We start from the raw sequence: 11,057 nt of genomic DNA on the forward strand, positions 1-11,057 counted from the left end.
TCCTTCGGGACCTCACCCCAGGGTATTTGGGACCAGAAAGAAGATGCGGGACAGGAGGCTTCTTTCTGGTTCAAATACCTCGGGGCTTCCGGGTGCCCGGACAGGAAAACATCCGTGATGGTTGTCTTCCCGCCTGACAGGTCCGAGGGACTGTTTTCAGCGAGGAAGCCGCAGCAGCGGCCAGGGGGGCAGTCAACCCCCCAGTGCGGCGGTAACGCGGGACTCAGGCCGGGCGCCGGGTCCGCACGATGTCGAGGATCTCGCGCGCGGCATAGGGGATGTTGGTCCCCGGCCCGAAGATGGCGGCCACGCCTGCGTCCTTCAGGAAGGCATAGTCCTGCTGCGGGATCACGCCGCCGCAGATGACGATGATATCGCCCGCGCCCTGCGCCTTCAGGGCCTCGATCAGCTTGGGCGCCAGCGTCTTGTGGCCCGCGGCCTGCGAGGAAATCCCCACGATATGGACGTCATTGTCGATGGCGTCCTGCGCGGCCTCCTCGGGGGTCTGGAACAGCGGCCCCACGTCCACGTCGAAGCCGATGTCGGCAAAGGCGGTGGCGATCACCTTGGCGCCGCGGTCATGGCCGTCCTGGCCCATCTTGACCACCAGCATCCGGGGACGGCGGCCTTCCTCCTCGGCGAAGCTTTCCACGTCCTTCTGGATCCGGGCGAAGCCCTCGTCGCCCTCGTAGGCGGCGCCATAGACGCCGGCGAGCGTCTTCACCTCGGCCCGGTGGCGGCCGAAGACCTTTTCCATCGCCATGCTGATTTCCCCCACGGTTGCGCGTGCACGGGCGGCCTCGACCGCCGCTTCCAGCAGGTTGCCGCCCTCGCGGGCGCAACGTTCCACCTCGGCCAGCGCGTGATCGCAGGCAGAATAGTCGCGGGTGGCGCGGATATTCTCCAGCCGCTCGATCTGGCTGCGGCGGACGGCCATGTTGTCGATGTCGAGGATGTCGATCGGGTCTTCTTTGTCCTTGCGGTACTTGTTGACGCCGACGATCACTTCCTCGCCCCGGTCGATCATGGCTTGCCGCCGGGCGGCGGTCTCCTCGATCCGCAGCTTGGGCTGGCCCGAGGCGACCGCCTTGGTCATGCCGCCCATCGATTCGACTTCCTCGATGATGGCCCAGGCCTTTTCGGCCAGTTCGGCGGTCAGGCTCTCGACGTAATAGGACCCTGCCAGCGGATCGACGACATGGGTGATCCCCGTTTCCTCTTGCAGGATCAGTTGCGTGTTCCGAGCGATCCGGGCCGAGAAGTCGGTGGGCAGCGCGATCGCCTCGTCCAGCGCGTTGGTGTGCAGCGATTGCGTCCCGCCAAGCGCCGCGCTCATCGCCTCATAGGCTGTGCGGATCACGTTGTTGTAAGGGTCCTGTTCCTGCAACGACACGCCCGAGGTCTGGCAATGCGTCCGCAGCATCAGCGAGGATGTCTTCTTCGCCCCGAACTCGGTCATGATCCGGTGCCACAGCAGGCGGGCGGCGCGCAGCTTGGCGGCCTCCATGAAGAAGTTCATGCCGATGGCGAAGAAGAAGCTGAGCCTGCCGGCAAAGGCGTCCACGTCCATGCCCGCCGCAATGGCCGCGCGGACATATTCGCGCCCGTCGGCCAGCGTATAGGCCAGTTCCTGCACCAGGTTCGCGCCCGCTTCCTGCATGTGATAGCCGGAAATCGAGATCGAATTGAACTTGGGCATCTCATGCGAGGTATAGCCGATGATGTCCGCGATGATCCGCATCGAAGGCTCGGGCGGATAGATGTAGGTGTTGCGGACCATGAACTCCTTGAGGATGTCGTTCTGGATGGTCCCTGAAAGCTGGGCGCGGGGCACGCCCTGCTCCTCTCCCGCGACGATGAAGCTGGCGAGGATCGGGATCACCGCGCCGTTCATGGTCATGCTGACGCTGACCTTCTCCAGCGGGATGCCGTCGAACAGCACCTTCATGTCCTCGACGCTGTCGATGGCGACTCCCGCCTTGCCGACGTCGCCTTCCACGCGCGGATGGTCGCTGTCATAGCCGCGGTGGGTCGCCAGGTCGAAGGCCACCGACACGCCCTGCTGACCAGCGGCGAGGTTGCGGCGGTAGAAGGCGTTGGATTCTTCGGCCGTCGAAAATCCCGCATATTGCCGGATCGTCCAGGGGCGCCCCGCATACATCGTGGCCCGCGGCCCGCGCGTGAAGGGCGCGATGCCGGGCAGGCTGCCCATGTGGTCCAGCCCCGCCGTATCGGCGTCGGTATACAGCGGCTTGACGGTGATGCCTTCCAGCGTGTCCCAGTTCAGCGTGTCGGGGTCCGCGCCCTTCAGTTCCTTCGAGGCCATCGCGCGCCATTGATCGAGGTCGGGGGTCCGGGTCATCTCTTGGTCCTTTCCGATGCGACCGCAGTCGCTATATTCTGAAACATGAAGATATTTCTGTCGAACATGTTGGCCCTCGCGCTGGCCGTGACGGGCGCGCAGGCGCTTGCCATGGGTGCCCCGACGCCCCCGCCCGAACCCGTGCGGGTCGAACGCGCCGCCCCCGCCCGTCCCGCTGCCGCAGCGGGGGCAACCGATGCGCCCGTCGGCCAGCCCGAACAAGCCGAGATGGACATCCGTTCGGCGAACGACGTCACGCCCGAGGCGCTGCTGTTCGAGCGACGGCCCGTCCTTGTCTTTGCCGACACGCCCGAGGACACGGCCTTCGCCACGCAGATGGAACTGCTTGCCCGCGACCCCGCCGCACTGGAGCGCCGCAGCGTCACCGTCATCACCGACACCGATCCGGCGGCGAACTCGGTCTGGCGGCAGCGGCTGAGGCCGCGCGGCTTTTCCCTGATGGTGCTGGACAGCGACGGCACGGTGATCGACCGCAAGCCCTCTCCCTGGGACACGCGAGAGATCGGCCGCGCCATCGACAAGACCCCCGTGCGGCGCAGCGAGACGCGGGCAAGCGGCGGGCGATAGGCGCTGCGCGTGATTTCATTGCGGAACCGGGGCAGCGCCACTATCTTGATCCGTGAAGGATGCGCTGTGCCGCATCGTGCATGACAGGGCAGGGCCATGGCCAAGGAAACATCCCCGCGCAAGATCGAGGCCTCGCCGCCGCCGCGGCAGGTCAAGCGGCCCGCCACGACCGACGAGATGGTCGAGCGGCTGCTGAATGCCCGCAACTCGAACGAGATTTCGGCGGTGATCGGGCTGCCTCCCATCACGGGCCTCTCGGGTCCGAAGATCGCTTACTGAGACCGGCGCGCAACCTGGCCAGCTCGCCGGGCAGCGTGCTCGTGATGCGGGCCGCTTCGCGCTGCTGCGCGGCCGCAAGCAAGGCCTCCACCGTCTCGCGCCCGCCCTGCAGGCTGGCCGTCAGCACGATCATTGCGCGTTGTCCCGTGACCAGCGTCTCGTCGTTCAGCGTCAGGTAGTCGCGGAACATGTCCGTCGCCCGTTCCGGCTGGTCCTTGGTGGCGCGGATATCCTGCGCCAGCGCCCCGCGCACGGCCAGCAGCCGGTAATAGCGCACCACCGGGTCGATGGCCCATTCCGGCAGGATATGCACATCCTCGACGATGGCCCGGAAGATGCGGTCGTTTGCGTCATGCGGCAGGATCGGCACATGACCGCCCGCGGCGAACCGCGCCACCATCGCCTCGCGCGCCTGCGGGTCGTCCAGGGTCTGCCCCTCCAGCGCCGCCACATGGGCGCGGATCTCGGCCAGAAGCGCGCGCTGGATGTCGCTTACGCGTTCGTCCCTCAGTTGGCGATCCCGCCTGCGGGACAGCGCGTGCGTCCAGAACCACCCGGCCGCCACCACGCCGCCACCGACAAGGGCGGTGACGAGCGCCGCGGCGACCCGGTCGTTCAGAAACAGCGCGCGCAGGTCCAAGGATCACTCGAACTCCATGATGACGTCATCGACCCTGAGGCTCTGCCCGGCCTCGGCGTTCACCGACTTGACTATGCCCCGGCGCTCGGCGCGCAGGATGTTTTCCATCTTCATGGCCTCGACGGTGGCGAGCGACTGGCCTTCCTGCACCTCGTCGCCGGGCTGGACGTTGATGCGGACGACAAGGCCGGGCATCGGGCACAGCAGGAACTTCGAGGTGTCGGGCGGCAGCTTTTCCGGCATCAGCCGGGCCAGTTCGGCCGTGCGGGGACGCTGGACATGGGCCTTGAGGTCGGCCCCGCGCGTCCGCAGCCGCATGCCGGCCGTGATCTTGTCCACCTTCAGGGCCATGGGGTCGCCGTCCACCGTCATCCGCACCAGCGACATGCCCGGCTTCCAGTCCGATTCCACCCGCAGGCTGCGGCCATTCACCTCGACCGTCGAACCGCGACGGTCGGCGCGGACGCGAACGGGAAACTGCTGCCCGTTCAGGGTAACGACCCAGTTCTCGCCCACGCGGCGTTCGTGGTTGTCCAGCCGGCCGGTGATCTGGGTCCGGCGGATTTCGGCGACGCGATGCATGGCGGCGGCCGCGGCGGCGACACGCTCCAGCTGCTCGGGGGGCAGGGTCGCCCCCTGGAAGCCCTCGGGGTATTCTTCGGCGATGAAGGCAGTGGTGATGTCACCTGAAACGAAGCGGGGGTGATCCATCACCGCCGACAGGAAGGGCAGGTTGTGGCCGATGCCTTCCACCTCAAAGCTGTCCAGCGCACCGCGCATCGCCTCGATTGCCTGCGCCCGGTCCGGCGCCCAGGTGCAGAGCTTGGCGATCATCGGGTCGTAATACATTGAAATCTCGCCGCCTTCGTAGACGCCGGTATCGTTGCGGACGCCCGTTTCGGCCACCCGCGGCTGTTCGCCCGGGTTTGATGGCACCCAGCGGTTGTTTTCCAGCAGGGGACCTGCCGCCGTTTCGACAGGCGGCCGATAGCGCGTCAGCCGCCCGATCGAGGGCAGAAAGCTGCGATAGGGGTCCTCGGCGTAAAGGCGGCTTTCGATGGCCCAGCCGGTGATCTTCAGGTCGTCCTGCGTGAAGGGCAGAGGCTCGCCTGCCGCGACGCGGATCATCTGTTCCACCAGATCGACGCCGGTGATAAGTTCGGTCACCGGATGCTCGACCTGCAGACGCGTATTCATTTCAAGGAAGTAAAAGTTCTTGTTCGCATCGACGATGAACTCGACCGTGCCCGCCGAGGTATAGCCCACGGCCTTGGCCAGCGCGACCGCCTGCTCACCCATCGCGCGCCGCGTTTCGGGGTCGAGGAAGGGCGAGGGCGCCTCCTCGATGACCTTCTGATTGCGGCGCTGGATCGAACATTCGCGTTCGTGCAGGTAGACGCAATTGCCATGCTTGTCGGCCAGCACCTGTATTTCGATGTGGCGCGGCTGGGTCACGAACTTCTCGATGAAGATGCGGTCGTCGCCGAAGCTGTTGGCTGCCTCGTTCTTCGAGGACTCAAAACCCTCGCGCGCTTCCTGGTCATCCCAGGCAATCCTCATCCCCTTGCCGCCACCGCCTGCTGACGCCTTGATCATCACCGGATAGCCGATCTCGGTGGAAATCCGCACTGCCTCATCCGCGTCGGCGATCAGGCCCATATAGCCGGGAACCGTCGAAACCCCGGCCTCCTGCGCCAGCTTCTTCGAGGTGATCTTGTCGCCCATCGCCTCGATGGCAGGCGAGGGCGGGCCAATGAAAACCACGTCCTCTTTCTCAAGAGCTGCGGCAAAGTTCCTGTTCTCGCTAAGAAAACCATATCCTGGATGCACTGCCTCGGCGCCGGTTTGCCGGATTGCCTCCATGATCCTGTCGATCACGATATAGGACTGGTTCGCGGGCGGAGGTCCGATATGCACCGCCTCGTCCGCCATCCTGACATGCAGCGCGTTGCGGTCGGCGTCGGAATAGACGGCGACGGTCGCGATCCCCATCTTCCGTGCGGTCTTGATGACGCGGCAGGCGATCTCTCCGCGGTTGGCGATCAGGATCTTCTTGAACATTCGGGTCCCTTGGTGGCGGTAAGGCATGAAAAAACCGTCCCAGTCGGCATGACCGGGACGGTGGAATGGTTCAGGTAACGTGCGTCAGACGCGCCGGTCAGCTTACTGGCAAAGCCGCACGTCGTCGCAGAGCGCGCCGCCGAGGGCGCCCACCGCTGCACCCGCAAGGCGATCGCTGCCGTCTTTGCCGCGGACCTGCTGGACGACATAGCCGGTGCCGGCACCGATGATGGCGCGGTCGGCGTCGGTCGGCCGGATGTTCTGGGTGCAGCCGGCAAGCAGCGCCGCGCTGAGGCCACCCACAAGAAGAAGCTTTCTGGACATGGAGTATCCTTGAACAGAATGCCGGGGCCAACCGCGACAGGTATGTCACTGTGCGATGCAGCACCCGGCAGATGAAGGTTCAGACGGTCGCGGCCGGCGATCAACGCCAGCCGAAGATCAGGTTTCCGGTCAGGGGGCGCAGACGCCCACGTCATCGCAAAGCGCACCCGCCGCGCCGCCGAGCAACGCACCGGTTGCGACACGTTCGTCCAGCGCCTTGGCAACGACGGCACCCGCGACCGCGCCGCCGGCTGCACGCTGCGCGTCGGGCGAGAGGCCGGTGCCGTAGCCCGGCTGGCAGGCCGCGACGCCCCCGACGAGCAGGACTGCGCCGCAGACGCGGAGGAGGAGGGATTTCTGCATGGTATTCTGCCTGTATTCGTGGCCCGTTTCCGAGCGAGTGACTTAGCGTGCGCGCTTATTATGACATCCCGTAAACCGGGATCAAACTGACAAGCGGGTGATGGCGCACGCACAAGCATCATCCCGCGCATCATTCATCTTCCTCGTCGAAGTCCTCGTCATCCCAGCGAAAAGTCTCGCTGGCCTCTTGGGCGAAAAGCTCGGGGAAGTTCGCCTCGGCGCGTTTCAGGTCGACGCGCAGCAACTGTTCATAGCTGGTGGGGTCCAGCTTGCCGACCGGCAGGACCTCGCGCCCCAGCAGCCAGGACAGGCGGCCAGCATCGAGATTGCCGCGTTCAAAGGGTTCGTCGCCGAAATGCTCGATCAGCGCGGCGAGAAAGCCGGCGTCGGCCCGGCGGTCACCGGCCGAGCGGTCGCGATAGCGTTCGCGGGCGACCAGCTTCGTCGCCCCTTTGGCGCTTGCGCGGCGGATGGTGAACTGGTGGTCGGTGGACGGCAGGCGTCCGGGAAAGCCGCGATGCTTCAGCATGATGCCCCGCTATTGATGAGGTTGCGGGACAGGTCGGAGGTGCGCGGACCCGCAGGTCCGCGCCGCATGGCGTCAGTTGGCGCCGAACTTGCCTTGGAACACGGGCTCGGGCGCCACGACGACCGCGGCCGGGGCCACCGGCTGGGGCTGCTGCTGGCAAGCCGAGACGACGCCGACCAGAACCAGCGCGAGAGCGAGCTTTTTGGACATGAGAGGCTCCTGTAAAGTGGGGCCTTGGCGCCCCGACTGCTCGTTGAACCGGCCGCACCATGCGACCGTCCGGGCATCTTACGGATTGCCGGAAGGGGCCGACAGACCGGGCAGGCGGCTTCCCCGCCTGCCTGTGGCAGGAGTGCATCATTCCGGCACATTTCGATCACGGATGCGTCATGAACCGTCGGCATCACAATGGCTCCCATATGCAGGCATCCCGGTCGGACGGGATCGAGAAGCCTTCAAACAGTTGCACGATCCCGGGATCGAAGTTTCCGAAAGGACTGGGGGCAGAGGCCATCGAGATCACCACCTGCCGTGGCCTTGGCGTCTGGCCCGCCAGTCTCGGCAGGACGAAGCGTTCGCAGAGCCAGAGGATGTCGCGGTGCAGGGGGTCCTGCATCAGGATGTCGGGCGCGGCGGGAAGCGCGATCTCGCCCGCGCCGGGATCGCCCGCTTCTGCAGCGAAATCCTCGGTCTCTCCCTCGATAGACAAGGCGTCATCGGTCAGGGGCGGGTCTGGCGGAGAGAGTTCCGAGGGAAGCGGAGCGTCAAATGCGCCATCGTCATCGGGCATCGCAGGCGCGATCAGGATGCCCTCATCCTCTGGCATGATCTCGATCACCAGTTCGCCCAAAGCAGCATCGAGTTCAGCCTGTTCCTCGGGCGTCAAAGGCATCTCGGGTCCCGTCTCGTCCAGCAGTTCTGGGGGCAGGTCGGCTGTTGTCTCTCCCTCATCCCAAGGGGGCACAAGTGCCGCAAGCGACGGCATAACAAAGCGGTAACGATGCACCGGCCCCACGCCGGGGATGCTGTCCGCCAGTTCCTCCTGCAGCCAGACCTCGGCGCCCGAGGGCACCGGAACCAGCGGCTGGGCCCCGTTCGCGGCCATGCCGGCCGCCGTCGTGGCGAAAAGGAGGGCGGCGGACAATGGCGTCACAGCGGAATGTTGTCGTGCTTCTTCCAGGGGTTGGACAGTTTCTTGGTCCGCAGCGAGGCCAGCGCCCGCGCCACCCGCTTGCGCGTCGAATGGGGTTGGATCACCTCGTCGATGAAGCCCTTTTCGGCTGCCACGAAGGGGTTGGCGAAACGGTCCTCGTAATCCTTGGTCCGCGCGGCGATCTTGTCCGAGTCGCCCAACTCGCTGCGATACAGGATCTCGACCGCGCCCTTGGCTCCCATCACGGCGATCTCGGCCGTGGGCCAGGCATAGTTGAAATCGCCCCGCAGGTGCTTGGATGCCATGACGTCATAGGCCCCGCCGTAAGCCTTGCGGGTGATGACCGTGACCTTGGGCACAGTCGCCTCGCCATAGGCGAAGAGCAGCTTCGCCCCGTGCTTGATGACGCCGCCGTATTCCTGCGCCGTGCCCGGCAGGAAGCCCGGCACGTCCACCAGCGTCAGGATCGGGATATTGAAGGCATCGCAGAAGCGCACGAAGCGTGCGGCCTTGCGGCTGGAATCGATGTCGAGAACCCCAGCCAGCACCATCGGCTGGTTGGCGACGACGCCGACCGTCTGGCCTTCGATCCGGATGAAGCCGGTCAGGATGTTGCCCGCGAAATCGCGCTGGATCTCGTAGAAGTCGCCCTCGTCGGCGACCTTCGCGATCAGTTCCTTCATGTCATAAGGCTGGTTGGGGTTGTCGGGGATCAGCGTGTCCAGCGACGGCTCGAAGCGCGCGGGATCGTCGAAGAACGGCCGTGTCGGCGCTTTTTCCCGGTTCGACAGCGGCAGCAAGTCGAACAGCCGCCGGATTTCCGACAGCGCCTCGACGTCATCCTCGAAGGCCCCGTCGGCGACCGAGGATTTCTTGGTATGGGTGGATGCACCGCCCAGTTGCTCGGCCGTCACGACCTCGTTGGTGACGGTCTTCACCACGTCGGGTCCGGTCACGAACATATAGGAGGTGTCCTTCACCATGAAGATGAAGTCCGTCATCGCCGGCGAATAGACCGCGCCGCCCGCGCAGGGACCCATGATGACGCTGATCTGCGGGATCACGCCCGAGGCCATGATGTTGCGCTGGAAGACATCCGCGTAACCCGCGAGAGAGGCAACGCCTTCCTGAATACGCGCGCCGCCGGAATCGTTCAGCCCGATCACCGGCGCGCCGTTCTGCATGGCCATGTCCATGATCTTGCAGATCTTCTGCGCATGGGTTTCCGACAGCGAACCCCCGAAGACGGTGAAATCCTGCGAAAACACATAAACCATGCGGCCGTTGATCGTGCCCCAGCCGGTCACGACGCCGTCGCCATAGGGGCGATCGTCCTCCATCCCGAAGTCGGTGGAGCGGTGGCGGACGAACATGTCGAACTCCTCGAACGAGCCTTCGTCCAGAAGGATGTCCAGCCGCTCGCGCGCGGTCAGCTTGCCGCGGGCGTGCTGCGCGTCGATCCGGCGCTGCCCCCCGCCCATCCGCGCCTGGTGCCGCAGCTGTTCAAGCTGTCCGGGAATGTCCTTCATGAAGCCTCTCCGTCATGTCTGGCGGGACAATAGGGAAAGCAGCAGGCGGCGCAAAGCGGAAAGGGGAAAGTTTGCAAACACGAGCCTTAGCGGGAAGGTGTGACCGCAAAACAGCTAAACCCGCTGAACGGCGCCCTTGACGCGGGCGGCATGGGCGGCCATCCCGCAAGCCATGGGATTGACGATCGACCTTGCCGCCGTGGTGGCGAACTGGAAGGCGCTGGCCGCGCTCGCCCCCGGCTCGCGGCCCGGCGCGGTGGTCAAGGCGGATGCCTATGGCCTTGGCGCCGCCATGGTGGCGCCTGCGCTGTACGGGGCGGGGGCGCGGGACTTCTTCGTGGCGCAGGCGGTCGAGGGCAGAGCGATTCGTCCGCTGCTCGGCCCCGATGCGCATATCTTCATCTTGTCGGGGCACATGCCGGGGCAGGATCTGACAGGGCTTATCCCGGTGCTGAACGGCCCCGGGCAGTTTTTCCGCGACCGCGCGACGCGGCCGCGGGGTGCCTTTGCGATCCAGCTCGACTCGGGCATGAACCGGCTGGGCTTCGAGCCTGCCGAATGGGCTGCCGTCCGGTCCGAGGCGCTGTCGGCGCGCACCGATACGGGCATTGGACCCGCGCTGGTCATGTCGCATCTGATGTGCGCCGACGACGCTCACCATGTGGCCAATGCCGCGCAGCTTCGCGCCTTTCGCGGGATGACCGAGGGCGTCACGGCCCCGCGTTCGCTGGCGGCGACCGGCGGCGTCCTGCTCGGGTCCGACTATCATTTCGACGTGACCCGCGCGGGCATCGGCCTTTACGGCGGCGAGCCGTTCGCGCACGCGCGGCCGGTCGTCACCCTCTCGCTCGACGTCATCCAGACCCGCAACCTGACGGCTGGCGAGGCGGTGGGCTACGGCTGCGCCTGGACGACCCCGCGCGCCTGCCGCATCGCGACTGTGTCGGCGGGCTATGCCGATGGGCTGCCGCGCGCCCTGTCGGGAAAGGGCCTGCGGCTCTGGGCGGGCGAGCGCAGCGTGCCGGTGGTCGGGCGGGTGTCGATGGACCTCATCACGGTCGATGTGACCGACCTGCCCGATGTCCCCGAGAGGCTGGATATCCTGAACGACCGGCAGGGCGTGGACGACCTGGCCGCGCTGGCCGGCACCATCGGCTACGAGATCCTGACCTCGCTGGGTCCGCGCTATCCGCGCGAATACCGGCCGGCTTAATCCTCGGTTAGGGCAC

The 11,057-nt window shown here is 66.0% G+C and carries 12 protein-coding genes; 3 read left to right on the plus strand and 9 right to left on the minus strand.

The window, feature by feature from the left end:
* Window positions 1-223: 223 nt before the first annotated feature.
* Window positions 224-2,362: a methylmalonyl-CoA mutase gene (scpA, locus tag H5395_RS10410; protein ID WP_182792504.1), complete on the minus strand. Its 2,139-nt coding sequence runs from the start codon at window positions 2,360-2,362 to the stop codon at window positions 224-226.
* Between the two features lie 45 nt (window positions 2,363-2,407).
* On the opposite strand from scpA, the gene H5395_RS10415 reads away from it, so the two are divergent.
* Both H5395_RS10415 and H5395_RS10420 read left to right on the plus strand, forming a co-directional pair.
* The gene (locus H5395_RS10415; RefSeq protein ID WP_234450859.1) at window positions 2,408-2,950 is read left to right on the plus strand and encodes a DUF4174 domain-containing protein; all 543 of its coding nucleotides are present in this window, start codon (window positions 2,408-2,410) and stop codon (window positions 2,948-2,950) included.
* A 96-nt stretch (window positions 2,951-3,046) separates the two neighbouring features.
* Window positions 3,047-3,229 (plus strand): hypothetical protein, encoded by a 183-nt coding sequence (locus H5395_RS10420; protein WP_182792505.1) that lies wholly within the window; start codon window positions 3,047-3,049, stop codon window positions 3,227-3,229.
* Here H5395_RS10420 and H5395_RS10425 read toward each other — a convergent pair.
* From H5395_RS10425 to H5395_RS10460, 8 genes are all read right to left on the minus strand, one after another.
* Window positions 3,195-3,869, minus strand: coding sequence for a hypothetical protein (locus tag H5395_RS10425; RefSeq protein ID WP_182792506.1), 675 nt, complete (start codon window positions 3,867-3,869; stop codon window positions 3,195-3,197). The genes H5395_RS10420 and H5395_RS10425 overlap by 35 nt on opposite strands.
* Window positions 3,870-3,872: 3 nt before the next feature.
* Window positions 3,873-5,930, minus strand: coding sequence for an acetyl/propionyl/methylcrotonyl-CoA carboxylase subunit alpha (locus H5395_RS10430; protein WP_182792507.1), 2,058 nt, complete (start codon window positions 5,928-5,930; stop codon window positions 3,873-3,875).
* Window positions 5,931-6,032: 102 nt separating this feature from the next.
* Complete coding sequence (locus H5395_RS10435) at window positions 6,033-6,254, minus strand: hypothetical protein (RefSeq protein WP_182792508.1); 222 nt, start codon at window positions 6,252-6,254, stop codon at window positions 6,033-6,035.
* A gap of 129 nt (window positions 6,255-6,383) precedes the next feature.
* A complete protein-coding gene (locus H5395_RS10440) occupies window positions 6,384-6,617 on the minus strand; it encodes a hypothetical protein (protein ID WP_182792509.1) in 234 nt (77 codons plus the stop codon).
* Window positions 6,618-6,747: 130 nt separating this feature from the next.
* Window positions 6,748-7,146 (minus strand): hypothetical protein, encoded by a 399-nt coding sequence (locus tag H5395_RS10445; protein WP_182792510.1) that lies wholly within the window; start codon window positions 7,144-7,146, stop codon window positions 6,748-6,750.
* A gap of 72 nt (window positions 7,147-7,218) precedes the next feature.
* On the minus strand, window positions 7,219-7,356 hold the full coding sequence (locus H5395_RS10450; protein WP_182792511.1) for a hypothetical protein: 138 nt from the start codon (window positions 7,354-7,356) through the stop codon (window positions 7,219-7,221).
* A 193-nt stretch (window positions 7,357-7,549) separates the two neighbouring features.
* Window positions 7,550-8,251: a DUF6497 family protein gene (locus H5395_RS10455; RefSeq protein ID WP_182792512.1), complete on the minus strand. Its 702-nt coding sequence runs from the start codon at window positions 8,249-8,251 to the stop codon at window positions 7,550-7,552.
* Between the two features lie 44 nt (window positions 8,252-8,295).
* Window positions 8,296-9,828 (minus strand): acyl-CoA carboxylase subunit beta, encoded by a 1,533-nt coding sequence (locus tag H5395_RS10460; RefSeq protein WP_182792513.1) that lies wholly within the window; start codon window positions 9,826-9,828, stop codon window positions 8,296-8,298.
* A 172-nt stretch (window positions 9,829-10,000) separates the two neighbouring features.
* Here H5395_RS10460 and alr point away from each other — a divergent pair, with 172 nt between their 5' ends.
* Window positions 10,001-11,041 carry an alanine racemase gene (gene alr / locus H5395_RS10465; protein ID WP_182792568.1) on the plus strand — a complete coding sequence of 347 codons (1,041 nt, stop codon included), beginning with the start codon at window positions 10,001-10,003 and terminating at the stop codon, window positions 11,039-11,041.
* Window positions 11,042-11,057 lie beyond the last annotated feature (16 nt).

The organism is Paracoccus sp. MC1854, assembly GCF_014164635.1.
Lineage (GTDB): Bacteria > Pseudomonadota > Alphaproteobacteria > Rhodobacterales > Rhodobacteraceae > Paracoccus.